This is a genomic window from Streptomyces sp. NPDC033178 (assembly GCF_055577685.1).
Genome location: NZ_JBVIPT010000003.1, coordinates 74,448 through 99,717 on the forward strand (window position 1 = coordinate 74,448; position 25,270 = coordinate 99,717).

A 25,270-nucleotide genomic window follows, 5' to 3' on the forward strand; every position below is an offset into this window, starting at 1 on the left:
CCAACCATTCATGATCATGGTGCGGTGCACGGGAACGCGGGTGTCTCATTACGAGACACCGGCGCGGGTTTGCGGGACATCGGCGCGGGTCTACGCGGCACCTATGTGGGTTCAACGGGACACCGATGCGGGCGCGGAACACAGCGGGGGCGCCCCTTTGTTACGTGTTCAACCATGCCCGGTACGGTGGGAGGCGCCGTGACGACCACCGAAGAGTCCCCCGCCCGCCCCGCTCTCACGCCGCTGCGCCAGGCGCGAGAGCGGTTCCTGACGGGACGCCCGCTGCCCGACGACGTGCCTGACGAGATCGTCGCCGCCTGGCGGCGTGCCCGTTTCTTCGGCGTACGGCACGACTTGACGGAACCCTCCGAGCCCCTGCTTCCCGCGCGGTCGGCCCTGCTGACCGCCGCGCGGCCCGTGCTGGAACGGCTCGCCCCCGCCCTCGCCTCCGGGCAGACGTCCCTCGTCCTCACCGACGAGCGGCTGCGCGTGCTCTGGTCGGCCGGGAGCGGGCCCGTCGACGAGAAGTGCCATGACCTGTCCGAGCAGGAGGTCGGGCACAACAGCGCGGCCCTCGCCCTGCGCACCCGGCGTCGCGCGGAGGTGCACGGCCCGGAGCACTTCCTCGACCTGTGGCAGGACGTGTCCGCCGTCAGCGTGCCGGTGCTGGCCCCGGAGAACGGCCAGGTCCTGGGCACGGTGACCGTCGCGTGCGGCCTGTGCACCGGGTGCACGCCGCATCCCGGCGCCGCCCTGGCCGAGGCCACGGCGACGGCCGTCGAGGCGGAACTGCTGGCCCGGTCCCGTACGACGGAACGCGTGCTGCTGGACGCCTTCCAGCGGGCCGCCGCACAGCCTGGGGCGGCGGTCGTGGCGCTCGACGGAAAGAACCGGCTGCTGAGCGACGCGGCAGCGGGAATGCTGTCGCCGGGCGCGGTGGCGGTGCTGGAACGGACCGCGGCGGCGAACGGCTCGGAGCAGGACGACACCGACCCCGCCGAGGCGTACGACCCCTCCGAACCGGCCGGCACTTCTGAGGCGTACGCCCCAGCTGAGCCGTACGACTCGGCACGGCACAGGAACGGCTCCGTCGCCTACGACCTCGAACTCCCCGACGGCACGGGCACGGCGCGTGTCACCCCCGTGCGCCATGAGGGCACGGTCATCGGTGTGGTCGCCGTGGTCGAGCCGCCCGCCGGCGAAGCGGTGCGACCGCATGCGCAGCAGCCCCGGGTCGCGCTCGCCGGGCGTTCGGTGCCATGGCGTCACGCGACGGCGAAGGCCTCAGAACTGGCCCGTTCCCGGGAGCCCCTGCTCCTGACCGGGGAGCGCGGCACCGGAAAGACCGCCCTGGCAAGGGAGTTGCTGACAGCGCGCGGGGATCTGGATCCGCTGGTCGTGGACGCGGCGGAGGGCCCGGTCGACGAACCGGACATCTGGGCAACGACACTCGCGAGCGACCGCGCGCTCCTCCTCCGCCATGCCGAGCGCCTCGCCCAGGCCGACGTCGCCGCTCTCAACTCACTGCTCGACGAACGCCCGGACGCAGCCCTGCTCCTCACGTACACACCCGGCACTCCCCCGGGCCCCTGCCTCCAGCGGCTGCTCGACACGCTGGCCGCCCGCTCGGTGACCCTCCCGGCGCTGCGCGAACGCCCGGACGACATCAGGGAGTTGCTCCCCGAACTGGCTCCGAGGCCGGTGCCGGGACGGCCGCCGCTCACCTGGACGCTGGACGCGCTACGGGCCCTGGAACGTCATCCGTGGCCCGGGAACATCACGGAACTCGCCCATCTCGTCAGGGCGTTGGCCGAGCATCGCCAGGTGGCGGGCCCGGTGCGACGCGCCGAACTCCCGGATCCCGTCCGGGAGGGCCCCGCGACCCGGCAGCTGAGTCCGATGGAACTCGCCGAGCGCACCGCCATCCTGGAGTCGCTGCGCCGTCACGGCGGCAACAAGGCACGTGCCGCGGCGGCGCTGGGCATCGCCCGCGCGACGCTGTACCGAAAGCTGCGGGGCTACTCCCTGTGACAGCCGGATTCCGCCCCCTCCCCGTCCGCCGCTCCCCCTGCTAGCCTCCGGCCCGGGAACCGGTTGCCACGAGCGTTGCCGCACTTCCCGGGGGTGGGGCGTACCCGGACGGCGGACGAGTCGCTTCCGGGGCGGAGAAGAGGGGCGGGTCATGACCAGGAAGACCACCGGCGACGTCGCGGGCCGGCGCACCATCCGGGACGTGGCGGCACGGGCCGGCGTATCGGCGTCCACGGTGTCGCGCGTCCTCGGCGGCGACTACCCGGTCAGCACATCGACCCGTACCCGCGTGATGCGGGCGGTCCGCGATCTCGACTACGTGGCGGACGCCCGCGCCAAGGCCATCGCGGGGGCGGGCACTCCCACGCTCGCGTTCGTCCTCGACGACATCACGGGCCCGTCCTTCGCGCACATGGCACACGGTGTGGAACGCGAGGCGACACGGCTCGGCCATCTGTCCCTCGTGTGCAGCACGGACGGCGACGCCGAACGCCAGCTGGAGTTCATCGAGATGATGCGCGCCCAGCGTGCCGCCGCGGTGATCCTGGTCGGCGGAACCGCGGACACCGCCGAGTACCGCGAACGCATGGCCCGTATCGCCGACTCCCTGGCCTCCGCGGGCTCCCGCCTGGTCCTCTGCGGCCGCCCGCCCCTGGACCCGGGCACTCCGGTGACCGTCATCGAATACGACAACGAGAGCGGGGCGTACGCACTCTGCGCCCATCTCCTCGCCCAGGGCCACCGACGCGTCCTCTTCCTGGGCGGCAAACCGTCCAACACCACGGCCCGGGGCCGCGAACAGGGCTACCTCGCGGCCCACCGGGCCCGCGGCGTCACCGCGGACCCGGCCCTGCGCCTCTTCGGCGACTTCACCCGCGACTCGGGCCACCGCCTCGTCCGCCAGGCACTCGCCCAGGGCCTCGACTTCACCGCGGTCATGGCGTCCACCGACATGGTCGCCTCGGGAGCCCTGACCGCCCTCCACGAGGCGGGGCTCTCCGTCCCGAAGGACGTCTCCCTGGTCGGCTACGACGACATCCCCTTCGCCCGGGACCTCAACCCGCCGCTGACCACCGTCCACGTCCCCTACGAGGACCTCGGCCGGCTCGCGGTCCGCACAGCCCTGACCCGCACGCCGGACGCCCCCGACGAACATCTGCTCCTGGGCACGCACGTGGTCGTACGGGCCTCGGTGGCACCGCCACCGGACACACGTCAGTGACCGGCGGCGGACACAGCAGGCACCGTCGCTCCAAGTGCCGGGTTTCAGCGCCTACTTGGCGTACATCAGCGTCCCGAAGCCCAGCTGGTCGAAGCCCCCGCTGGCGGCGCCGTAGTCACCCCCACCGCCCTCGGGCCGCACGCTCTCGGCCATGGCGGTGATGTACGGGACGGACAGCCCGCGCCGACGGGCGTAGTGGTAGTGGAGGAGGTCCCACGCCGGCCTGACCTGCCCCCGGCTCGACGCGGAGATCACGGTGTGCGACTGCTGGGCACAGTTCTGACCCGTGCCCCAGGTGTACGTCGTGAAGGGCACGTCCTGCCCGAGGTTGTACTTGGCGACGTACTGGGCCGCCTTCATGAACCGGTTGTCGCCGTAGCCGTACAGGTCGTCGCCCTGTGACCAGGCCATCTCGCAGAAGGCGCCCATCTGGCCCATGCCCATCATGGTGTGGCCCTGGTCGCGCCCGCTCTCCTGCCACTGGGCGAGACCCTGCGAGTCGTACACGAACGGGACGGCGTGGTTGATGGAGCCGTTGCCCGCGCCGTTCCTGAAGTAGTTCACGGCCTGGTCGTACTTGGCGGCGTCGTCGCAGAGGATGCCGTAGTTCTCGCCGGTGCCGCCGCGGATGATCGTGGCCTGCGGACGCGGCGTCCACGTACTGGCGGAGTGGGAGTTGGCGGTCAGCCGGTTCCAGCCGGACAGCCAGGGGTCGTTCCCCGCGGCCACCCGTACCTTGGCCCGGTTGAGTTCGCCGTACGCGTGCAGCATGCCCGGGTGGGTGAAGGTGGCCGGGGCCGCCGCTGCCGTACTGCCGGTGAGGGCAGCGGCGGAGGCGCCGACCGCGAGGGCGGCGGTGAGACCACCGGGGGGGCGTCGCCGAAGCCGGGGATCTCTCCCTCGGCGAGGGGGGTCCGGGCGACGCCGTCATCGGGGGAAGCGGCCGCGCCGGAGGCAGTCCAGATGCGGTCTCGACGCAGTCGCGGTGCGCGTCCGTCGCCGCGCAGTGGGGAGGCCGACGGTCGCCGCCACCCACCCCGAGCTGCTGCCGCTTGCCTCCTGCGGGTTGGTGGCGGAGACCGTGCAGTAGTACGTACGGCCCGGCCGTACTGCTCGGTTCGCACGGAAACGATCTCGACCGGGTAGCACGGCCTGCTCCCCCCTCACACGTTCCGGACAGTGAGCCTGAGGGACTTGGTCGCCGTGCCCGCCGCGTTCGTGGCCGAGACGGTGACCGTGCTGGTGCCGAGCGCCAACGGGGTCCCGGAGATCAGGCCCGTGCCCTTGTCGATGACCAGGCCCATGGGCAGCCCCTCGGCGTCGAACGACGTCGGCAACGCGGTCGCGATGACGAGGTGGTTGAAGGCGCGGTCCCTGGTGGCCGTCGCCTCGCCCGCGCCGGTGATCTCCGGAGTCACGGTGGAGGCGGCCGTCGCCTCGTCGAGGAAGCGGAGGTTCCACACGTGCTCGTTGGCGAACATCGGCACCATGTCGGTGGTCAGGAACCAGCCCGGCTTCTCCATCCCGTGGTGGACGACCGTGCCGTTGACCGTCAGGTTCTGGAAGGTGACGTTCTTGACGGGCCGGTCGGCGTCGTAGCCGGTCAGGATCGCGGTGTCCGCGTGCGTACCGTCGTACGTCAGGTTCCGCACGTACACGTCCTCGATGCCCCGGCCGGGCGAGGCGTTGTACCGGTTGGCCATGACCCGCATGTTGACCAGCTGGCCGCAGGTGAAGTCCTCGACCCGGACGTCCTGGATGCGGACGTTCCGGATGAGGTTGCCGTCGCCGGGATTCAGCGCGAGACAGCCCTGGTAGAGCACCTGCGGCTCGCGGTGCTGGAGGACGTCGATGTTGCTGAGGACGATGTTCTCGATGACCTCGCGTTTCTCCGGGTTGCCGTGCGTGCCGATGTTCACCGGGTGCGCGACATCGGCCCACAGGGTGGAGTCGCGGACGGTGATGTTGCGGCAGTCGCCGTAGTAGTCCCAGCGGTGGGCGTAGACGGCGACGCAGTCGTCGCTGTTGCGCATGAAGACGCCCTCGATCAGGACGTCCTCGCTGCTGAACACGTCGATGCCGTCGCCCCATTGGCCACAGCTGTACGAGTGCAGGTTGCGGACGGTGACCTGCTGGGACTGGCCGATGGCGCAGGAGTAGCCGGTCCTCGGGTCGAGGACGAGGATGCCGTCGATCTCGATGTTCCTGGAGAACGCCACCGTGGTGCCGCCGTCCGTGTCGTACAGGATGCCCCGGCCGATCAGCCCGGCGTTCTCGACGTTCGTGAAGTCCACTCGGGCCTTGAGCACCGCGCCGCCGGCCAGGTAGACCGTCTTTCCGCTGGGTACCTGCAGCACGTTGTCCGGGACGGTGTGGATACCGGGGCCGAAGTAGATCACGTCCGGGTCGTCGGCGTCGGGCCGCTGCTGCTCGACCGGGTTGGCGTGCAGATGGAGGTTGTCGTAGAGGTCGCCGTCGATCTCGACGGAGAGGTTGCGCGGCTCGCTGAGGCTGAAGCGGACGGTGTCGCCGCTCACCTCGTGCTCGACGGCGTACGACAGGGGACGGACCCGTGCGGAGCCGATGGCGCCCTTGGCGGAGGTGATTTCGACCTCGACCGTGCCGGTGAAGTCCAGGTTGGCGACCGACGAGTTCCTGACGACGCCCGCGCCGGTCGTCTCGTCCACGGTCCTCGTCCGGGCGCGCAGTACGGGCACGGTCCGCCACCCGCCGCCGGGCTTGCGGGCCTTGACGGAGAAGCTGGTGTTGAGCGGCAATCCGGTCGGGACGGGATGCACCACCAGCCGGTCGGCGGCCTCCGGACCGTCCTCCTCCGCTCCGGCGGTGTCGGCCGCCGACAGAGGGAGGAAGCGGCCTCGGCCGAGGGGAGCGACGGCGGGTGAGCGCATCAACTGGTCATCTCCTGCTTCGGGTTGTGTGCGGCAGCGATCCTGACAACCGGTTGTCATCAGTGGGTGCGCAGAGCTTCTTCCTGTCCGGAAACGGCGTCAAGGGTCTTCACCGACTTTCGAAAAGACCCAGTACCGAGAACGCCCCGAACCACAGGTCCGGGGCGGACCGACTGTCGATTTCGGTGGGGTGACGACGGGCGGTTCGACCCTCAATATGGCCGCACAACCGGTTGTTCAGCGGCAGATCGCAGAGCACCTACTGCCGGCCGTCGTCGAGCTCCCGCATCTCGAACCAGTCGAAGTCCGCCGGGGTGCGGGTGCCGCCAAGGTCCTGCGCGCAGATGCCGACGAATGCGCCGGTGAACCGCAGCCGGTCCCCGTAGTCGTCGGAGAGCTTGCTCGCGTCCAGTACGGGGCCCACGGCACGCCAGTCCGTGCCGTCGGGCGACGCGGAGAAACGGAGTTCCGCGCCGTCGAACCGGGCCCGCAGATGCACCAACGGCCATTCGTCCGTGACGAGTTCACTGTCCGGGAGCTCTCCGTACGCGCCGTCGTCGGTGAGGACCACGCCCAGGACGCGCCCTCGGCCCTCGACATGGGTGAGGCGGAGATAGAAGTGCGTCGACGTGTCGTACCAGCAGATGAGGCCCGCCAGTTGGCTGAAGTGCGAGGGGCGGAAGTCGACGACCGTCGTCACCTCGCAGCGCACCGAGGTGAGCCGCCGCGCGACCAGGCTCTGGTCGAACCGCGAGTGCAGGCTCTGCCTGCCGCGCAGCCGCAGATGTCCGGGACGCTCGCGGAGGGTCAGCCAGTCGGGGGTGGCAGGCGCGCGGAGCGTGCTCCATCTCCCCTCCAGAGAGAGCGAGTTGAAGTCGTCCCTGGCGGCGGACGGGGCGAGCGGTCCAGGCTCCATCCCCTTGGGCGCCGGAACCTCCGGACTCGGCCGCCGCCCTCCGTCCGCCAGCCGCAGCCAGCCGTCGTCCGTCCAGACCACACGTTGCAGACAGGCCTCCCGGCCGAGGATGCAGCGCGGCCCGTCCGGTGTCCGTACGGGCCTGGAGGCCAGGTGGGCGAGGTACCACTCCCGCTCCGGCGTCTCGACCAGTTCACCATGACCGGCCTTCTGCAGCGGCCAGTCCGGGGCGTCGCGGGTCGTCAACAGCGAGCCGTCCGGGTCGAGTTCGTACGGTCCGGTCAGTTCGCGCGAGCGGGCCATCAGGATGCCGTGGTTCCAGCCGGTGCCGCCCTCGGCGAGCATCAGGTAGTGCCAGCCGTCGCGCCGGTAGACGTTGGGCCCCTCGATCAGTTCCTCGTGGGTGAGGATCGTGCGCGGCTGTCCGGTCAGGGCGTGCTTGTCGGCGTCGTACTCCTGGAGCACGATCCCGGCGAAGGACGGGTGGCCGTCGCGCGGGTCCCACTGGATGTTGAGCAGCCAGCTGCGGCCGTCCTCGTCGTGGAAGAACGACGGGTCGAAGCCGGAGGAGTTGAGGAACACCGGCTCGGACCACGGGCCGTCGATCGACGGGGCCGTGATCAGGTAGTTGTCGACGTCCTTGTACGGGTGCCCGATGGTCCGCACGATGCTGTATACGAGCCAGAACCGGCCCTCGTGGTGCGAGAGCGAGGGCGCCCACACACCCGCCGAGTCGGCGACTCCGCGCAGGTCGAGCAGATCGGGCCGGTCCAGTATGTGACCGGCGTGCTCCCAGCGGACGAGATCGGTAGAGCGGTGCACGGGCACACCCGGGAACCACTCGAAGGTGGAGGTGGCGAGGAAGTACTCCGCGCCGACGCGCACGATACTCGGATCCGGGTGGAATCCGGGCAGTACGGGGTTGTTGATGTGGCCCACGGTCATGCAGGTCCCTTCACACGGAGTCCGCCACGCCTCGCTGAGGCGCGCTCAATGTAGGAACCGGTTCCCGCGGGGTCAACGCTCCCCTCGCGCAGGCACCGCTATTCGAAACTTTCGCTGGGCACTTGGGCGTGGCTCAGGAGGGGGCGCCCTTCAGGGGCGCGGGGAACTGCGCGACCAGCCCAGTACGACCCGCACGCACGACACGCCTCGGGGCCGCCTCCTAACCCCCTCCCGGCCCAGCGCCCCAACAGGTCGGCGAGGATCCGCAGTGCGGCGTCATCATCGGTCAGCGACGACAGCGGCCGCGCCGCGTCCAGTCGCTCCAGCAGTATGGTGCCGGTGTCCGGGTCGTGGTCGAGCAGACGCACCGCGCCACTTTTCGGGGATCTCCCCGGGAGTCTGCGTGCTCACCGGTGTCGAAGTATGGGCTCACCCCGCCCGTGCGGGCCACGGAATATTGGGCGTTCAGAATCCTTCGAGAAAATCAACCGCGCGGACGACGTGATTCATGTCACCCACATTTCGAGGCAATGCGGGGCCGCCGACCGGGGCTCCGGCGGGTGTACCGTAATGGGGCGAGCCTGATGAAGATTCCCACGCCGAGCAAACAGCACCGTGGACGACGAGAATTCAGGATTCCTGAAGACCGAAGGTCTTGCTCGACATTGTTGAGTTTGCACCAAGAACTGAGGCACGGGAAGAGATGTTGACCGCAATGGAGACGGATACCCCGGAACAACAGGGACAGGGGCAGGAGACTCTTCTGCTGTCTCCGGACTACGACGCCGACGCTCCCGAGCCCCGGCTCGGCTCCGACGGTGCCTCGGTCGATCCTGTCCGGGACTACCTGAAGGTGATCGGCCGGGTCCGTCTCCTCAGCGCCGCACAGGAGGTCGACCTCGCCAAGCGGATCGAGGCCGGCCTGTTCGCCGAGCACCGGCTCGAAGAAGAGCCCGATCTCGATCCGGCGCTCCGGCGCGAGCTGAAAGTCCTCGTCGAGGACGGCCACCGGGCGAAATCCCACCTCATCGAGGCCAACCTCCGCCTGGTCGTCTCCATCGCCAAGCGTTATACGAGACGGGGTCTCAATTTTCTGGACCTGATCCAGGAGGGCAACACAGGCCTGATTCGAGCCGTGGAAAAGTTCGACTACGTCAAGGGTTTCAAGTTCTCGACCTACGCCACCTGGTGGATCAGGCAGGCGCTGACACGGGCCCTGGCCGACCAGAGCCGTACGATCCGCATTCCGGTGCACGCGGTGGAGGTCATCAACAGAATGGCCAGGCTCCGCCGGGAGATGCTCCAGGAGCTGGGCGTCGAGCCCACGGTGGGGCAGGTGGCGGAGCGGATGGAGCTGCCCATCTCCAAGGTCATCGAGCTCGACGGTTACACCAAGGACCCCGTCTCGCTGCACCTGCCGCTCGGCGAGGACGGCGGCAGCGAACTCGGCGACGTCATCGAGGACAGCGAGAGCATCTCCCCCTTCGACGCGGTGACGTTCCTCCTGCTCAAGGACACCATCCAGGAGATCCTCGCCCATATGACCCCGCGCGAGGCAGGCATCATCACCCTGCGCTACGGGCTGCTGGACGGACAGGCGAAGACCCTGGAGGAGATCGGCCAGGTCTACGGAGTAACCCGCGAGCGCATCCGCCAGATCGAGTCCAAGACGATGTCGAAGCTGCGCCACCCCTCCCGCTCCCAGGCCCTGCGCGACTACGTCGGCCTCGACTGAGCCGAGCCGCCCGATGCGTGACCCGGGCCCGGTTCTTGAGCCCGGCCCCACACTTTGAGTCCGGCCCGATTCTTTGAGCCCGGCCCGACTCCCTGAGCCCCGCCCGCTTCCTTGAGTCCGGCTTCCTTGAGTCCGGCTTCCTTGAGTCCGGCCCGGTGCTCACTGCACCGGCAGTGCCTGCTCGGCCCAGATGGTCTTTCCGGTGCCGCTCGGCCGGGTTCCCCAGCGGTCGGTGAGCTGCGCGACGAGCAGCAGACCCCGGCCGCCCTCGTCGAAGGTGCGGGCCCGGCGCAGATGGGGCGAGGTACTGCTGGCGTCGGAGACCTCGCAGATGAGCGTGCGGTCGCGGATGAGTCTGAGCTGGATCGGGGAGCCGCCGTAGCGGATGGCGTTGGTGACCAGTTCGCTCACGACGAGTTCAGTGACGAAGGCGGCCTCGTCGAGCCCCCAGCGGGTCAGCTGCTCGGTGGCGTACTGCCGGGCCGTGGCGACCAGCGCCGGATCGGACTCCAGGTCCCACACGGCCACCTGGTCGGTGTCCAGGGCCCGGGTACGGGCCAGGAGCAGCGCCACGTCGTCGGCGGGGCGCTGCGGGAGCAGGGCCTTGAGGACGTTGTCGCAGGTGTCCTCCAGATTCCCGGCCGGGGCGGCCAGGGCGGTGCAGAGGGCGGCGGTGCCCGCGTCCACGTCGACGTCACGGGCCTCGACGAGACCGTCCGTGTAGAGGGCCAGTACAGCGCCTTCGGGCACGTCCAGCTCGGTGGCCTCGAACGGGAGCCCGCCGACGCCGAGCATCGGTCCCGCGGCGACCTCGACGACCTTCACCGTCCCGTCCGGGAACAGTACGACGGGCGGCGGGTGGCCGGCGGAGGCGACGGTGCACTGGCGGGAGACCGGGTCGTACACCGCGTACAGGCAGGTGGCGCCGATCTCGCCGATCATCGCGCTCTCGTCGGCCGCGAGGTGTCCGACCAGGTCGTCCAGGTGTGTGAGCAGCTCGTCCGGCGGCAGGTCGACATCGGCGAGGGTCCAGACCGCCGTACGGAGCCGGCCCATGGTCACGGAGGCGTGGAGGCCGTGTCCGACGACGTCCCCGACGACCAGCGCCACCCTGGTCCCGGAGAGCGGGATCACGTCGAACCAGTCTCCGCCCACCCCCGCCTGCGACAGCGCCGGAAGGTAGCGGGAGGCGAACTCGACGGCCGCCTGCCCCGCCATCACCTGGGGCAGCAGGCTGCGCTGCAGGGCCAGCGCGGTGGTGCGCTCCTTGGTGTAGCGGCGGGCGTTGTCGACGCAGACGGCCGCCCGGCTGGACAGTTCCTCCGCCAGCGACACGTCGTCCAGGTCGAAGGCGTCGGGATGCTCGGGAGTGAGGATCCGTACGAAGACGGCCACGCCCAGTGTCGTACCGCGTGCCACCAGCGGCACGGCCATCAGCGACAGCTCGTGGTCCTCGCCCTCGCGCAGTTTGGCGGAGCGGGCGCCGTGCTCGGCGAACCAGGTGTCGAGGCCGCTGTCGCCGGTCCGGGTGAGCACGGGCTCACCGGTGGCCAGGGCGCGGGCGGGCGGGGAGAAGGCGGGGTAGACGTCGGCGGAACCCAGGTCGATGGCCGCCTCCGGCACACCGGGGGTGTCGGAGTGGTGGGCGACCCGGCGCAGCTCCACGCCGCCCTCCACCGGCCCCGTCCCGGGTTCCTCGCCCTGGAGGACCGAGTCCAGCAGGTCGACACTGGCGAAGTCGGCGAGCCTGGGCACGGCCAGTTCGGCCAGTTCACGGGCGGTCTGGATCACGTCGAGCCTGGTGCCGATGGAGCCGGCGGCCTCGTTCAACAGGGCCAGCCGCTGTCGCGCCCAGTACTGCTCGCTGCTGTCGAACCCTGCCAGCGCGGTGCCCAGCAGCTCTCCGGCCTGGTCCCGCACCGGCCACATCTCGAAGCTCCAGGCGTGCATGCGACGGCCGGACGGTGAGCGGGTCCAGCTCTCGTAGTGGACCGGCTGCCCGGTCTCGACGACGATCTCCAGATGGCGCAGGAAGCCACGGCTGTGCTCGGCGTTCTCCACGGTGTCGGGGAAGTACCGGTACTGGAACGCCTCCTCGGGCTGCCCCATGACCTGGCACGCGAAGTCGTTCATCCGCAGGTAGCGCTGCCCGGTGTCGAAGATCGACATGGACATCGACGCCTGTTTGAAGGCCAGCTCGCCCAGGGTCCGCTCGCCCGAGGCCCGCTCGACCCGGTCCGGGGTCGCGGTGATGACGAACCCCGGCGGCCGCCCCTCCCCGCCCTGCAGCGGGCACATCCGCAGCGCCAGCTCCAGTCGCCGCCCGTCCTTGTGGCGTACGGCCACGACCGCGTCGCCGTGTGTGAGCAGAGCGTGCCGGGCCGCCGCGGGGTCCCCCGCCACCAGCTCCGACGCCGGCCGCCCGGTCACGTCCTCGGCCGTGTGCCCCGTCAGCAGCCGTGCGCCCTCGCTCCAGCCCGTGACGTTGCCGCTCGCGTCGACCACCGCCATGGCGTCACCGGCCGTGGCCGCCGGTCCTCCGTCGCGCGGCAATGTCACCATGTGTACAAGAATGGTCCCCTTCGGCATCCGCATCAAGCCAGATGACCGGTTTCCACCCCCACTCCGCGGCCTCGTGCCCACCCGGTCGGGGTGACCTCCGGGACCGTCACGAAGCCACCCGCTCACCCCGCTCACCGATGTCGGCGGCGGCATCGGCGTCGGCAGTCGTACGGGAATCGGGATGGGCCAGGCCCAGGTGGTCGCGCAGGGTCGTGCCCTCGTACTCCGTGCGGAACACTCCGCGCTCCTGGAGCAGCGGGACCACCGTGTCGGCGAATGCGTCGAGGCCGCCGGGGGTGATGTGCGGGACGAGGATGAAGCCGTCGCTCGCGTCGGCCTGGACGAAGTCGTCGATGGTGGCCGCGACCGTGGCCGGGGAGCCGACGAATGCCTGGCGGTTGCCGGTCTCGATGACCAGGTCGCGGATGGACCAGTTGTTGGCGGCCGCGCGCTCCCGCCACTCGCGGGCGGTGGCCAGCGGGTCGCGGTACATCCGGACCTGGGCCCGGCCGCGCGCCACGGTGTGCTCGCCGAGGTCGGGGTCGATGTCGGGCAGCGGGCCGTCGGGGTCGTACGCGGACAGGTCGCGGTTCCAGACGAACTCCAGGTGCTTGATGGCGGTCGCCCCGCTGACCTGCTGCCTGCGCACCTCCCGTGCCAGTTCCTCCGCCTCGGCGTCGGTGTCCCCGAGGACGAAGGTCGCGGCGGGCAGGATCAGCAACTGGTCGGGGGTACGGCCGTAGCGGGCCAGGCGTCCCTTGACGTCCGTGTAGAACGCCTGGCCGTCCTTGAGCGTGGCGTACCGGCTGAAGATCGCGTCGGCACTGGAGGCGGCGAACTCGCGGCCCTCCTCGGAGTCGCCGGCCTGGAAGATCACCGGGCGGCCCTGCGGGGAGCGCGGGACGTTGAACTGCCCCTCGATGTCGAAGTGTTGGCCCTGGTGGACGAAGGCGCCGGCCTTCGCGTCGCGCAGGAAGGTGCCGGTTTCCTGGTCGGCGACGATCTCGTCGCCGTGCCAGGAGTCGAAGAGTTCGTTCGCGGTGGCCAGGAACTCCTTGGCCCGGGAGTAGCGCTCGTCCTGCGGGAGGAAGCCGCCGCGGCGGAAGTTCTCGCCGGTGAAGGCGTCCCAGGAGGTGACGACGTTCCAGGCGGCGCGCCCGTCCGAGAGGTGGTCAAGGCTGGCGAACTGCCGAGCCACTTCATAGGGCTCGTTGAAGGTGGAGTTGATGGTGCCGGTCAGGCCGAGGTGCTGGGTGACGGCGGCGAGCGCGGTGAGGACGGTGAAGGTGTCGGGGCGGCCGACGACGTCCAAGTCGTAGATTTTTCCGCCCTGTTCGCGCAGTCGCAGCCCTTCGGCGAGGAAGAGGAAGTCGAACTTGGCGCGTTCGGCGGTCCGCGCGAAGTGCGCGAAGGAGCTGAACTCGATGTGGCTGCCGGCCTCCGGGTCGCTCCACACGGTGGTGTTGTTGACGCCGGGGAAGTGGGCGGCCAGGTGGATCTGCTTCAGCGGCTTGCTCATGGTCCTGCGGTCTCCGTCCGGCTCAGGCGGTGGCGTTGGCAGCGGCGTTGGCGTTGGCGTTGGCGTTGGCGTTGACATCGGCAACGGCTTTGGCGGCGTAGCGGTTGGCCGGGCGGGCGAGTCCGAGCAGTCCGCGCAGGGTGTCGGCCTCGTAGGCGCGGCGGAAGGCACCCCGGCGCTGGAGTTCGGGCACCAGGCCCTGGGTGATGGCCGGCAGGTCGTGGCAGAGGACGGCGGGACGCAGCCGGAAGCCGCTCAGCCCGGCCGACCGCAGCTCCTGGAGCAGGTCGGCGAATTGGGCGGGTGTGCCGGTGAAGACGCGGGCGTCGCTGGTGAACGGCGCTCCCGCGAGGGCGTCGAGGCGGTCCCTGCGGGCGGCCGCGGCGGCCGGATCGTCGTCGAGGAAAACCACCAAGTCGCCGAAGACGTGCAGGGGTTGGTCGGCGCGGCCCGCGAGGGCCTGTTCGGCGCGGATCTCGGCGACGATCGCGCGGGCCTGGTCGGTCTCGTGCGGGGTGACGTAGCCGATGTCGGCGGAGCGGGCCACCAGCCGGTACGGGACGGTCTGGTGTGCGAGTGCGCTGACGACGGGCTGGCCCTGGGGCGGACGCGGGGTGATGGAGGGGCCCTTGACGCTGAAGTGCGGGCCCTCGAAGTCGATGTAGTGGAGCTTGTCGCGGTCGACGAAGCGGCCGGTGGCCACGTCCCGGATCTCGGCGTCGTCCTCCCAGCTGTCCCAGAGTCTGCGCACGACCTCGACGTAGTCGGCCGTCTCGTCGAAGAGCTCGGTCACCACATCCCGCGTGGCCGGGCTGTCGTAGGCATCCAGGCGGGGCAGCGTACGGCGGCCGAAGTGCGCCGCCTCGTTCTGTCGTGCCGTCAACTGCACCCGCAGGCCCGCCCGGCCGGAACTCACATAGTCGAGGGTGGCGATGGCCTTGGAGATGTGGAACGGCTCCGTGTGCGTGGCCACCACGGTCGGCACCAGGCCTATGTGGCGGGTCAGCGGGGCGACACGGGCGGCGACGAGAACGGCGTCGAGCCGGCCGCGGACCTGGTCGGTCCGCCCGTCCGGCTCGATGAAGTGCGAGGACTGCAGTCCCAGGCCGTCCTCGAAGGTCACGAAGTCGAGAAGTCCGCGCTCGGCCTCGGCGACGAGGTCGGCCCAGTACTGGGCGGTGAACAGTTCCCGGGGCCGGGCCACCGGTTCGCGCCAGGCGGCGGGGTGCCAGCCGGCGCCATCGAGTGCCACGGCGAGGTGCAGATGGGCTGAAGAGGGCAGGGCAGAAGGTGCTGAGGACACGAGGGGTGTGCCTTCCTGATCGACCGTACGAGGAAGCCGGCCCTCACCTGAGGGCGCGGCCGCGTGGGATACAGGTCAGGAGCAACAGAGCGCGCCGGCAACGCGCAGCAGGTCGATGTGCGGCCGGGAGTAGAGGCGTACGCGATGGAGCGGGGCGGCCTTCGGGACGCCGCGGCGGGACACGGTTCGGGCTCGCACCTGCGTCACCTCCGCACTTCCGGCCCGGCGGACGGGAGTCCGGCCGACCTCATATTCGCGGGCCCTCGATGGGGCACCGCATCGTCGTCAACGGGCACAACAGTACGGCTGTGCCTTTTCTTCCTGCCATGGGGAGTTCTCGTTCGGAGTTCCTGTCGGGAGGCTTCCCGTCACGAGGTGCGAAGCCGGTCCGGTGGTCCGGCGGCCGGATGCCCAGTTGCTGAGACGCCGTCTTGACGGTCCCGCGGACCGCGTCAACACTGGCGGGGACGGTCACGATTGCCAGCGCCCGTCGTGCGGGGAATCCCCGTTCGTGCGGTCATCGGCCCCGGCCCGCTGGCAGGCAACCCTTCCACCGCGACGGGGTGCCCCGGGTGACGACCGGGTTCCGCCGGAGCGGCGGGGCAAGCGTGGTCTCGCGTCTCGCGAGCCCCGACGGCAGGACCGGTGGGAATGTCCAGGAACGGCTTGACGAGGCGCCTGCACATCGATTTGTCGCGTGTCTCCAGCGCTTACTGATCCGCTACGCGTCCGACCGATCCGGACCTGTACGGCAGCGCAGTCACTCCGTTCCGCCACTGGCGCCCACGAGGCGGCCAGGGCCTCCGCGTTCCCCCTGGAGAGTCATGCCCGAGACAGTTTCCCGCGGTTCCAGCAGCACTGACACCTTCACGTCGGCGGCCTCTCGCGCGACCGCTACTCACTCGTCCGGCCGTGGCACAGCCGCCGGCGGCACGGCCGTCCCCGGTCCGGCCGCCCGTCCGCACCGCTTCCGCGGCCGTATCGGCGTCGGTCTCGCGGGCGGCTTCTACCCGGCGCCGCACCGCTATCAGCTGTACCTGTCCGAGGCCTGTCCCTACTCGGGGCGTGTAGCGGTCGTCCTCGACCTGCTCGGCCTCAAGGGCTCGCTCACCACCACGCTCCTGAAGCTCCCCGCCGAGACGCCGGATGCCTTCGCATCACTGCGCGGCGCCTACGAGGCGACCTGGCACCACTACGACGGCCCGCTCACCGCGCCCGCGCTGTGCGACCGCTGGAGCGGACGCGTCGTCAGCAACCACGCGCCCGACATCCTCCGCGACCTCGCCGGCCTGCTCGCCGACGGAGCGTGTGAGTCCGCACTGGCTCGGCTCGACCGGCAACTCGCCTGCCACCCCTACGTGTTGGGCGATGAGCTCAGCACCACGGACAGGGACCTCTGGGTGACACTCACCCACCTCGACCACTTCGACGCGGCCGGCACCCTCACCGCGTACCGCCACATCGAGGATTACGTACGACGCCTCGGCGATCACCCGGGCCTTTCCGCCGACGAGCACTGAGCGCTCGGCGCAGGCCCACGAACCGGTGTGACAACTGCGCGGCACTGGGCCGGAATACGCCTTCCGGATATGCCGATGAGGGAGATAGAGAAAGGGAATAGTGGGGGAATTGTAAAACGGCGGGCGGGGGACGCATGCGCATTCAGGTACTCGGACCGGTATGCGCATGGCGGGACGGCACCCGCCTCGACCTCGGTTCGCCCCAGCGCCGCGCGGTACTGGCCCTGCTCGCCGTGTCCCGTGGACAGCAACTGCCGTTCTTCGGACTCGCGGACGCGCTGTGGGGCGAGCGCCCGCCGGCGACCGCGTCGAACGTCGTCCAGACCCACATCAAGCACCTGCGCCACCTGCTGGAACCGGACCGGCCACCACGCGCCCGCAGTGCGGTGCTCCCCCGGCTCGGCGACGGCTACGCGCTGCGCGTCCCGTACGACGCCATAGACCTGCTGCGCTTCAGGGACCTGGTCGCCGGGGCGGTGACCGTACGACGGGACGGGAGGGGCGGCGGCCAGGAGCGGGCGGCCGCACTGCTGACCGACGCGCTCGGGCTGTGGCAGCAACCGCCCCTCGCGGACCTGCCCTTCCTCTCCGCCCACCCGGTGGTCGTCGCGCTGGCGGAGGAACGTCGTGGTGCGGTCGCCCAGTACGGCGAGGCCATGATCGCGGCGGGCAGGACCGCCGACGCGTTGCCCGTCCTGGAGGAGACCGCGGTCGCGCAGCCGCTGGACGAGGATGCCCAGGCCCGGCTCATCCGGGCGTACGAGGCTGTCGGGCGGCGCGACCAGGCGGTCGCCGTCTACCGGCGGAGCCGCCGTCGGCTGGCCGACGAGCTCGGCGTCGACCCCGGCCCCGCGCTGGCCGAGGCGTATGCCGCCCTGCTGCGCCGCCGCCCCCGGCCTTCGACTCCCGGCGCCGGGCACGCTCCCGCCGACGGCCATGGCACGGCAGGCGCCGCCGAGTTGCCCGCTCAGGTGCCCGCCCACGTGCCCCCGTATCCGCCTTCGGCGCACCGATTACCCGCACAACTCCCGGCGGACGTACCCGACTTCGCGGGCCGTGACCCGGAACTGTCCGCACTCGACAGGCTGTTGGCCGCCGCGGCGGACAGCCCGACGGCCGGGGCCGTCTCGGTCGTCTCCGGCACTGCCGGAGTGGGGAAGACCGCACTGGCCGTGCACTGGGCGCACCGCACACGGCACCGCTTCCCCGACGGCCAGCTCTACGTCAACCTGCGCGGCTACGACCCTGAGCGCCCCATGCCTCCCGGCGACGCCCTCACTCGGTTCCTCAGCGTCCTCGGGGTTCCCGGTGACGCGATCCCGCTCGACGTCGACGACCGCGCGAGCCGGTTCCGGACCGAACTGGCCGACCGGCGGATGCTGTTGGTCCTCGACAACGCCCTGTCCGAGGAACAGGTCCGCCCGCTGCTTCCCGGCTCGCCGGCCTGTTCGGTCGTGGTCACCAGCCGGGACAGCCTCGCGGGACTGGTGGCCCTGCACGGCGCCCGCCGTATCGGTCTGGGCCCGCTTCCGCCGTCCGACGCGGTCGCCCTGCTGCGCACGCTCGTCGGGGCGCGTGTCGACACCGAGCCGGGGCCGGCCGCCGCCCTGGCCGAACAGTGCGCACGTCTCCCGCTGGCCCTCCGGGTCGCGGCCGAACTCGCCGTCGCCCACCCGTCGTCACGGCTGGCGGACCTGGTGGCGGAGCTGGCCGACCAGCAGCGGCGGCTCGATCTCCTGGACGCGGGTGGCGACCGGCGTGCGGCGGTGGAGGCGGTGTTCTCCTGGTCCTACGAGCGACTCCCCGCCCCGGCCGCCCGCACCTTCCGCCTGCTGAGCCTGCACCCGGGACCTGACGCGGACGCCCATGCGGTCGCGGCGCTGATCGGCGAAGCACCGGTCCGCGTGCCGGGCGAGGGGCATGCCCATGTGCCGGGCGCCGCGCAGGCCGAGAGACCCGGACACGTGCCGGGCACCCGGTCGGGCGAGGTGCCGGGCAGCGCGCCACGCCACACGCCGGAGCACGCGTCGGACCACTTGCCGGGCCGGACGCCGGCCCGCGCGTCGGAGGTCGTACCGGCCGACGAGCCCGCGGACGCCGGTGAGAGCCCCGCACACGCCGCCGGGACCCTGGCGTCGCTGGCCCGTGCCCACCTCCTTCAGCCCGCCCGGCCGGGCCGGTTCGGCACGCACGACCTGCTGCGTGCCTACGCGTTTCGCCTGACCCGTACGCATGACTCCGAGGCCGACCGGCAGGCCGCGCTGGTCCGTCTCTTCGACCACTATCTGGGCACGGCCGCGGCGGCCATGGACACGCTCTACCCGGCCGAGCGGCACCACAGGCCCGCCGTCGCACCCTCCGTCCATGTCTCGCCCGTCGTCGGCAACGCGGCGGCGGCACGGGCCTGGCTGGACGCCGAGCGGCCGACGCTGGCCGCCGTCTGCGCGGTGGCCGCGGACCGCGGCAGTCCCCGGCACGCCGTCCGACTGGCCGCTCTGCTGTTCCGCCACCTCGACTCCGGTCACCACACCGAGGCGCTGGAGATCCACCGCCACGCCCTGCGGGCCGCCGAGACGATCGGTGACCTGGGCGGGCAGGCCCACGCGCTGACCAATCTCGGGGTCGTGCACTGGCGGCTCGCCGACCCGGGATCGGCCGAGGACCACCTCGTACGCGCCCTCGAACTGCACCGCCGGACGGGCGACCTCGCGGGGCGGGCCAGAACCCTGTCCAACCTCGGCAACGTCCACTGGCGGCTGGGCAGTCTCCGCGACGCCGCGCACGACCATCAACAGGCCCTCGCGCTCTACCGGGAGACCGGCGACCAGGTGGGCCAGGCACGCACCCTCACCAATCTCGGCAATGTCCGTCTGCGGCTCGGCGAGTACGAACAGGCGGCCGACCACCAACGGCAGGCCCTCGCCCTGCACGATCTGACCGGTGACCGGATCGGTCGCGCCCGCACCCTCTCCCACCTCGGCAACGCCCTTCTGCGGCTGGGCCGTTCGGAGGCCGCCGCCGAGTGTCAGGAGCAGGCCCTCACGCTCTTCCAGCAGTTGGGGCACCACGGCGGGGAGGCGTACGCGCTGTCCGGCCTCGGCGACATCCGGCTGAGGCAGGGCGAGTTCGAGGCCGCCGTCACCTGTCAGCGACGGGCCCTCGAACTGTTCCGGGAGAACGGGGAGGGCTACGGCGAGGCGGCGGCGCTCAACGGCCTCGCCGAGGCGCTGCACGGCAGCGGCCGTCACGACGAGGCGCTCGACCATCACTCCACCGCGGCGACGGTCGCGGCCGTCACCGGTGAACACGACCAGCTGGCACGGGCGCACGCGGGCGTCGAGCAAGCCCGCCGGGCCCTGGGGCCGTGGGTGGCAGCCACCGCGTCGTCGACCACTTCGGGACCGTGAGCGCGCGGAGCCCCAGCCGTTCGGCCGTTCAACCACCGTCCAGTGGATGTCCAGTCCTGCCCCATAGCTTGCCGTCGCCGCCTGTCGATCCGGCCTGACGGACCAGGCGGCAACACCTCTGACACAGCACACGCTCGCGCTCACATCCACGCTCAAGCTCACGCCGACCGAGAGGGAAGTAGCGATGAAAGCAGGGCTCAAGAAGAGAATGGCCGCGGCGGTCGCGGCCGCGTCCGCCATGGCGGCACTCGTCGTGGCGACGCCGGGCACCAGCCACGCGGCGCCGCCCCGTCTGCTGGCGTTCGGCATCTCGGCCGACGGTACGCTGATGGCCGCGTTCAATACCGACGACCCCGGCACGCTCAACTGGTTCAAGCGCATCGACGGGCTCGTCGGCGACACCGCCGTCGTCGGGCTCGACTTCCGCGTACAGAACGGACTGTTGTACCTGGTCGGCAACAAGGGCGGCATCTACACGGTCCAGATCCCGCCCGCGGTCCCGAACCCGCTGGTCACCAAGGTCTCGCAGCTCAGTGTTCCGCTGCAGGGCACGAACTTCGGTGTCGACTTCAACCCCGCGGCCGACCGGTTGCGGATCATCAGTGACACCGGTCAGAACCTGGCGCACAACCTCGCCAACAGCAGCACCGCCACGAACACCCCTCTGACCACGGACGGGGCGACGACCCACGGCGTCACCGGAGCCGCCTACACCAACAACGACCTGAACTCGGCCACCGCGACGACGCTGTTCGACATCAACACGACCTCGGACCAGGTCGTCATCCAGTCGCCGCCCGCCAACGGCCTGCTGGTCCCGACCGGCTCACTGGGCTTCGACGCCGGTGTCAACGCGGGCTTCGACATCTTCAGCGATCTGAGCGCCGGCAAGACGATCTCGAACACGGCCTTCGCCACCCTGACCCCGGCCGGTGCCTCGACGTCGACGTTCTACACCGTCGACGTGCTCACCGGAGCCACGACCAGTGTGGACCAGTTCCCCATAGCCATCACCGACGTCGCCGTCTCGCTCGACATGAGCTGACACTTTCGCGGACCTGCCGTCTCCGGAACGAGACGATCAGGGGCCGTATCGGGCGGCGCCTCGCGCGCGCACCGATACGGCCTCCGGGTCGGGTCAGGCGGGCCGGATCACGCTGTGGATCGCCGACTCGCCGGCCCAGTGGATCGACTCCTCACGGATGGCCGCCCCCGGGCTCGGCGCATGGACCATCATGCCGTTGCCGCTGTAGATGCCGACATGGCCGACGTGCCCGTGGAAGAGGACCAGGTCGCCGAGACGGATGTCGGAGAGGGGCACCGCCATGCCCGCGACCGCCTGATCGTTCACGGTACGCGGGAGTGCGACCCCCGCCGCCTTCCAGGCCGCCTGGGTGAGGCTGGAGCAGTCGTACGAGCCCGGCCCCATCGCTCCCCACACACAGGGCTTGCCGATCTGCGCACGGGCGAAGTCGACCGCTGTCGCCGCCTTCCCGCCGTATCCCGGGGTCGACCCGGCGTATCCCGGATTCGATCCGCCGTATTCCGGGGTCGCAGCGCCGTATCCCGGGTTCGAGGCACCGTCCGAGCCGATGGGCAGACCCGTGCCGATCGGCGTACGGGCGTCGATGGGCGGAGCCATACCGAACGTCAGGTCCGGTCCCATGGGCAGGTCCATGCCGATGGACGGGGTCGGAGCCATTGCCGGAGCCGGAGCGGCGGGCAGACCCATGCCGAACGTCAGGTCCGGGCCTCCCAGGGCGTCGACGGACACTCCCGTGCCGAAACCGGCCGACTGCGGCAGTCCCTGCGGCTGTTGCTGTGGCTGCCACCATTCGGCCTCGGGCTGGCGGTAGCCCTGTCCCTCGGTGGTGGCCCAGGCGGTCTCCGCCGGCGGGGGTTCGATGGCCGCCACCGGCGCGCTCCGCCGGGCGGTGTGTGCGGAGAGCAGTTCACGGGCCTTCGCGAGCTTGCTCTGGTTCCGCTGCTTGGAGGTCTTCAGCGACTGCCGCGGGTCGGCGGCCAGTGCGGGGAGGACCTCGGTGGCCTCCTGACGCTGCTGTGGCACGGCCGGCAGCGCGGCGACGGGACCCGCGGTCAACTCCGCCACGGGTCGGGCGGCTGTCGCGGCGCCGGGCCCGGCGGTCAGCTCCAGGACGGGTTTGGCCGCCGCTTCCAGCGCACGGTCGGGCGACCGCTCCGCCGGACGGTCACCAGTGCTCTTGGGCCGCGTCGCGGCCTGGCCGCGGTCCGGCATTCTGTCGGGCGGCAGCACGGCGGGGATGAGGGGCCCCAGTTGCGAGCGTCCCACGTCGAACCACTGCTTGGCGCGGTCGTTCAGAGCGGGGGCAGGGGCGGCGACCGAGTCGGCGCGCCCCCGCCCGGTGTCGGGTCCGGAGGTCACACGCTCGCGTGGACGTCCCGAACTCATCGCCCGGGTCGCGTTGTAGTTCCCGCTGACGGTCTCCGCCTGGTCGTAGAGGCTGCTGATCCGCTGCTGGACCTCTTCGCGACTCGGCTTGTCGTCTTCTCTCGCGGGCGAGGAACCGCCGGTCGAGGAGTACAGGTCCACAGAGGTGGCGGCCGCCGTCGCGAGGGCGGGCCGGGGTATACCCGGGAGGTTGCTGCCTCCGGGGCGCGGGGTTCGTTCCGGCGCGATGGGAGCCGTACTCCTTCCGTGCTCCGCCTACCGAGTTAGCTGTCGGGTTCGGGCGAGGAATCCGGAAGGTATGCCCTACGGCCCTTGCCCTGTCGGGCGGTTGGGCCGATTCACCCCAAAGTTCGGTTGGGTCCCCGGTTCCGGTCGCCGCGAGGGCCACCGGATTCGGCGGAGGCCGCGCGACCCGGCGAGGTTCACCGGAGGGAGTCGTGCGTCCTGTCGGTCAACTTAGCCAACATGTGCACCTCGTGTGAAGATTGAAGGGCGAAGTGTCCGATATATAACTGTGACCTTCGTCGTACCGGGTCGAGACATCGCCGGAGCCAACAGCCCGGTGCGCGCGTGGATCTGACAGGTGATCACCGCCTCGGTCTCGCCGAACTCGGGGCCGGACGCCAGCCAGTTGGTGAGTGCGATCGGCGCGGCCTCGCTCGTTCCGTCGGCGTACCGGACCACCGCGGGGACGGTCACGGCCGCCGTATCACCCGCGCCGAGCACGTGCAGCTTCGTGAACGCACGTTGCGCGCCCTGCGGGACGGCGATCTCCTGCCCGGCCGCCCGAGACTCCGGCCGGTGATCCTGCACTTCGCTGTGGTGCACCGTGAAGCGCAGGGCGTTGTCCCGGGTTCCTGGTGGACGATCGAGCCGAGCAGGCCGTTGCCGACGCCGGTTCCGCGGCGCCCGCCCCGGTCGCAGTTCCGCCGGACGCGCTCGCGGCGACCCCGCCCAGGAACCCCGCCTGCTGACACCCATCATCGCTCCCCCGTCAGGTTGATCCGATGACTCGGATAATCGAGAGGGTAGGAAGCGACCAATTATGCGTCAATGCGACCGACACACTCAGTTTTCATCCGATGACTGACCCACACGGGAATCATGCGGGATTCGGGATTCGCCTGGTCGTCGGGACGCCTACGCGGAGACCGCGGACATCGCCACCTGCCGCACAAACGCATCCAGCGGGCCTGCCGTTGTCGGCAGACCCGCTGTTCGATGCTGTCGGGACGACAGGATTTGAACCTGCGACCCCTTGACCCCCAGTCAAGTGCGCTACCAAGCTGCGCCACGTCCCGATGCGCTTTGTCGCGGTGGAACCGCGTGATCGCGCAAACAGAACACTACCCCACGCCCGGGGCTGCTTCGAAGGTGGCGTGGGGCGAGGGACAATCGGTGCATGAGCAGTGCTTCTGACGACAGGCGGGACCGGGACACCGAGGGGCGGGCGCGCAACGCGCGGCCCCGGGACGGGCTCGGGCGGCCCCTGCCGTACGGGACCGACGGGGTGGAGCGGCAGCCCGAGGGGGTGGTGCGCGCGCCCGAGGAGACGGTCACCGAGGCGCAGGCGCTGCTGGCGGCGGGCAAGCCGTTCCACGCGCACGAGGTCTTCGAGGACGCCTGGAAGTCGGGTCCCGACGAGGAGCGGGCGCTGTGGCGCGGGCTCGCCCAGCTCGCGGTGGGGCTGACCCACGCGGCCCGGGGGAACGTGACGGGCGGGGCGCGGTTGCTGCGGCGGGGCGCCGGGGCGGTCGAGGAGTGGGGTGTGGAGGCCGAGCAGCCGCGGCCGTACGGGCTGGAGCTGGCCAAACTGGCCGCGTGGGCGCGGGAGTTGGCGGGCACGGTGGAGAAGGACGGGTCGGCCGTGGACGCGGAGGTGTGGGCACCGCGACTGCGGGGCGACGGGGACTGACAGCGGCTCGGGACCGGGCGCGGCCCACCACCGTCGGACGCGGTGACGGGACTGTCGGTGGCGTGGGGCAGACTCGGGGTGTGCGAAAGATTCATGTCATCGGTATCGGGGCGGGCGATCCCGACCAACTGACCCTGCAGGCGGTCAAGGCGCTGAGGAGCACGGACGTGTTCTTCATCCTCGACAAGGGCGAGGCCAAGTCGGACCTCGTTCAGCTGCGCCGTGACATTCTCGACGCGCATCTGCCGGACGGGACGTACCGCCTGGTGGAGGCGCGCGACCCGGAGCGGGACCGGGCCGCCGGGGGCGCGGGCTACTCCCCCGCCGTCGGCGACTGGCGCAGTGCCCGCGCCGACATCTACGAGCGGCTGATCACCGAGGAGCTGGGCGAGGACGAGAGCGGGGCGTTCCTCGTCTGGGGCGACCCCTCCTTGTACGACAGCACGCTGGGGATTCTGGAGGAGATCCTCGACCGGGGCGCGGTCTCCTTCGAACACGACGTGGTGCCGGGCATCAGCAGCGTCTCGGCACTGGTCGCCCGCCACCGCACCGGGCTCAACCGCGTGGCCCGCCCCGTCCAGATCACCACGGGCCGCCGGCTCGCCCAGGGCTTCCCGGAGGACGTCGACGACGTGGTGGTCATGCTCGACGCCCACCAGACCTTCCAGCAGTACGCCGACCAGGACATCGACATCTACTGGGGCGCCTACATCGGCACACCCGACGAGATCCTGGCCTCCGGCCCCCTCGCGGAGACGGCCCCGCGCATCGCCGAACTGCGCGAGCGGGCCCGCGACCGCAAGGGCTGGATCATGGACACGTACCTGCTGCGCAGACACCCCCGGGACTAGGGCC

At 71.0% G+C, this 25,270-nt stretch carries 17 protein-coding genes, 1 tRNA gene, 1 pseudogene and 2 riboswitches; of the genes and pseudogenes, 8 read left to right on the forward strand and 11 right to left on the reverse strand.

From position 1 onward, the window contains the following. Nucleotides 1-198: 198 nt before the first annotated feature. Both ACZ5VQ_RS07700 and ACZ5VQ_RS07705 read left to right on the forward strand, forming a co-directional pair. Nucleotides 199-2,031 carry a helix-turn-helix domain-containing protein gene (locus ACZ5VQ_RS07700; RefSeq protein WP_469104126.1) on the forward strand — a complete coding sequence of 611 codons (1,833 nt, stop codon included), beginning with the start codon at nt 199-201 and terminating at the stop codon, nt 2,029-2,031. Between the two features lie 151 nt (nt 2,032-2,182). Further along, nucleotides 2,183-3,253 carry a LacI family DNA-binding transcriptional regulator gene (locus ACZ5VQ_RS07705; protein ID WP_469104127.1) on the forward strand — a complete coding sequence of 357 codons (1,071 nt, stop codon included), beginning with the start codon at nt 2,183-2,185 and terminating at the stop codon, nt 3,251-3,253. Nucleotides 3,254-3,304: 51 nt separating this feature from the next. On the opposite strand, the gene ACZ5VQ_RS07710 is transcribed toward ACZ5VQ_RS07705, so the two are convergent. The 4 genes from ACZ5VQ_RS07710 to ACZ5VQ_RS07725 form a co-directional block, all read right to left on the reverse strand. Then, nucleotides 3,305-4,024, reverse strand: coding sequence for a hypothetical protein (locus ACZ5VQ_RS07710; protein WP_469104128.1), 720 nt, complete (start codon nt 4,022-4,024; stop codon nt 3,305-3,307). 392 nt (nt 4,025-4,416) lie between these two features. Then, the gene (locus ACZ5VQ_RS07715; protein ID WP_469104129.1) at nt 4,417-6,162 is read right to left on the reverse strand and encodes a putative Ig domain-containing protein; all 1,746 of its coding nucleotides are present in this window, start codon (nt 6,160-6,162) and stop codon (nt 4,417-4,419) included. A gap of 259 nt (nt 6,163-6,421) precedes the next feature. Beyond that, nucleotides 6,422-8,023 carry a glycoside hydrolase family 43 protein gene (locus ACZ5VQ_RS07720; RefSeq protein ID WP_469104130.1) on the reverse strand — a complete coding sequence of 534 codons (1,602 nt, stop codon included), beginning with the start codon at nt 8,021-8,023 and terminating at the stop codon, nt 6,422-6,424. Between the two features lie 98 nt (nt 8,024-8,121). Further along, nucleotides 8,122-8,391, reverse strand: coding sequence for a hypothetical protein (locus ACZ5VQ_RS07725; protein ID WP_469104131.1), 270 nt, complete (start codon nt 8,389-8,391; stop codon nt 8,122-8,124). A gap of 323 nt (nt 8,392-8,714) precedes the next feature. Between ACZ5VQ_RS07725 and ACZ5VQ_RS07730 the strand changes: the two are divergent. Continuing rightward, a pseudogene (locus ACZ5VQ_RS07730) lies at nt 8,715-9,758 on the forward strand (RNA polymerase sigma factor); the annotation flags it as partial. A gap of 159 nt (nt 9,759-9,917) precedes the next feature. Here ACZ5VQ_RS07730 and ACZ5VQ_RS07735 read toward each other — a convergent pair. The 4 genes from ACZ5VQ_RS07735 to ACZ5VQ_RS07750 form a co-directional block, all read right to left on the reverse strand. Beyond that, nucleotides 9,918-12,320 (reverse strand): SpoIIE family protein phosphatase, encoded by a 2,403-nt coding sequence (locus tag ACZ5VQ_RS07735; RefSeq protein ID WP_469104132.1) that lies wholly within the window; start codon nt 12,318-12,320, stop codon nt 9,918-9,920. A 106-nt stretch (nt 12,321-12,426) separates the two neighbouring features. Then, nucleotides 12,427-13,839, reverse strand: a complete 1,413-nt coding sequence (locus tag ACZ5VQ_RS07740) for an NtaA/DmoA family FMN-dependent monooxygenase (protein ID WP_469104133.1) — start codon at nt 13,837-13,839, stop codon at nt 12,427-12,429. A 22-nt stretch (nt 13,840-13,861) separates the two neighbouring features. Beyond that, the gene (locus ACZ5VQ_RS07745; RefSeq protein ID WP_469104134.1) at nt 13,862-15,142 is read right to left on the reverse strand and encodes an LLM class flavin-dependent oxidoreductase; all 1,281 of its coding nucleotides are present in this window, start codon (nt 15,140-15,142) and stop codon (nt 13,862-13,864) included. A 75-nt stretch (nt 15,143-15,217) separates the two neighbouring features. After that, entirely contained in the window at nt 15,218-15,340 is a 123-nt protein-coding gene (locus ACZ5VQ_RS07750; protein ID WP_267924769.1) for a putative leader peptide, read from the reverse strand. A gap of 271 nt (nt 15,341-15,611) precedes the next feature. Further along, nucleotides 15,612-15,757, forward strand: a riboswitch (SAM riboswitch). A 209-nt stretch (nt 15,758-15,966) separates the two neighbouring features. Between ACZ5VQ_RS07750 and ACZ5VQ_RS07755 the strand changes: the two genes are divergently transcribed. From ACZ5VQ_RS07755 to ACZ5VQ_RS07765, 3 genes are all read left to right on the forward strand, one after another. Continuing rightward, nucleotides 15,967-16,662: a glutathione S-transferase C-terminal domain-containing protein gene (locus tag ACZ5VQ_RS07755; protein ID WP_469104135.1), complete on the forward strand. Its 696-nt coding sequence runs from the start codon at nt 15,967-15,969 to the stop codon at nt 16,660-16,662. A 134-nt stretch (nt 16,663-16,796) separates the two neighbouring features. Next, nucleotides 16,797-20,069, forward strand: coding sequence for an AfsR/SARP family transcriptional regulator (locus ACZ5VQ_RS07760; RefSeq protein ID WP_469104136.1), 3,273 nt, complete (start codon nt 16,797-16,799; stop codon nt 20,067-20,069). Nucleotides 20,070-20,253: 184 nt separating this feature from the next. Continuing rightward, a complete protein-coding gene (locus ACZ5VQ_RS07765) occupies nt 20,254-21,114 on the forward strand; it encodes a DUF4394 domain-containing protein (RefSeq protein WP_079052983.1) in 861 nt (286 codons plus the stop codon). A gap of 93 nt (nt 21,115-21,207) precedes the next feature. Here ACZ5VQ_RS07765 and ACZ5VQ_RS07770 read toward each other — a convergent pair whose 3' ends face one another. The 3 genes from ACZ5VQ_RS07770 to ACZ5VQ_RS07780 form a co-directional block, all read right to left on the reverse strand. Next, a complete protein-coding gene (locus tag ACZ5VQ_RS07770; RefSeq protein ID WP_469104137.1) occupies nt 21,208-22,641 on the reverse strand; it encodes a C40 family peptidase in 1,434 nt (477 codons plus the stop codon). A 95-nt stretch (nt 22,642-22,736) separates the two neighbouring features. Then, nucleotides 22,737-22,909: riboswitch (cyclic di-AMP (ydaO/yuaA leader) on the reverse strand. A 47-nt stretch (nt 22,910-22,956) separates the two neighbouring features. Beyond that, nucleotides 22,957-23,313 carry a hypothetical protein gene (locus ACZ5VQ_RS07775; protein WP_469104138.1) on the reverse strand — a complete coding sequence of 119 codons (357 nt, stop codon included), beginning with the start codon at nt 23,311-23,313 and terminating at the stop codon, nt 22,957-22,959. Between the two features lie 414 nt (nt 23,314-23,727). Then, nucleotides 23,728-23,801 (reverse strand) — tRNA-Pro (locus ACZ5VQ_RS07780). A gap of 101 nt (nt 23,802-23,902) precedes the next feature. Between ACZ5VQ_RS07780 and ACZ5VQ_RS07785 the strand changes: the two genes are divergently transcribed. Next, nucleotides 23,903-24,415, forward strand: coding sequence for a DUF309 domain-containing protein (locus ACZ5VQ_RS07785; RefSeq protein WP_469104139.1), 513 nt, complete (start codon nt 23,903-23,905; stop codon nt 24,413-24,415). Between the two features lie 80 nt (nt 24,416-24,495). Beyond that, nucleotides 24,496-25,266 (forward strand): precorrin-6A synthase (deacetylating), encoded by a 771-nt coding sequence (cobF, locus tag ACZ5VQ_RS07790; RefSeq protein ID WP_469104140.1) that lies wholly within the window; start codon nt 24,496-24,498, stop codon nt 25,264-25,266. The last annotated feature ends 4 nt before the right edge of the window (nt 25,267-25,270 follow it).

Bases quoted from the DNA above. Each gene is read 5' to 3' on its own strand.
- ACZ5VQ_RS07705 (WP_469104127.1), top strand. From the start codon at position 2,183: ATGACCAGGAAGACCACCGGCGACGTCGCGGGCCGGCGCACCATCCGG.
- ACZ5VQ_RS07710 (WP_469104128.1), bottom strand. From the start codon at position 4,024: ATGCTGCACGCGTACGGCGAACTCAACCGGGCCAAGGTACGGGTGGCC.
- ACZ5VQ_RS07715 (WP_469104129.1), bottom strand. From the start codon at position 6,162: ATGCGCTCACCCGCCGTCGCTCCCCTCGGCCGAGGCCGCTTCCTCCCT.
- ACZ5VQ_RS07720 (WP_469104130.1), bottom strand. From the start codon at position 8,023: ATGACCGTGGGCCACATCAACAACCCCGTACTGCCCGGATTCCACCCG.
- ACZ5VQ_RS07735 (WP_469104132.1), bottom strand. From the start codon at position 12,320: ATGGTGACATTGCCGCGCGACGGAGGACCGGCGGCCACGGCCGGTGAC.
- ACZ5VQ_RS07740 (WP_469104133.1), bottom strand. From the start codon at position 13,839: ATGAGCAAGCCGCTGAAGCAGATCCACCTGGCCGCCCACTTCCCCGGC.
- ACZ5VQ_RS07755 (WP_469104135.1), top strand. From the start codon at position 15,967: ATGCCCGAGACAGTTTCCCGCGGTTCCAGCAGCACTGACACCTTCACG.
- ACZ5VQ_RS07760 (WP_469104136.1), top strand. From the start codon at position 16,797: ATGCGCATTCAGGTACTCGGACCGGTATGCGCATGGCGGGACGGCACC.
- ACZ5VQ_RS07765 (WP_079052983.1), top strand. From the start codon at position 20,254: ATGAAAGCAGGGCTCAAGAAGAGAATGGCCGCGGCGGTCGCGGCCGCG.
- ACZ5VQ_RS07785 (WP_469104139.1), top strand. From the start codon at position 23,903: ATGAGCAGTGCTTCTGACGACAGGCGGGACCGGGACACCGAGGGGCGG.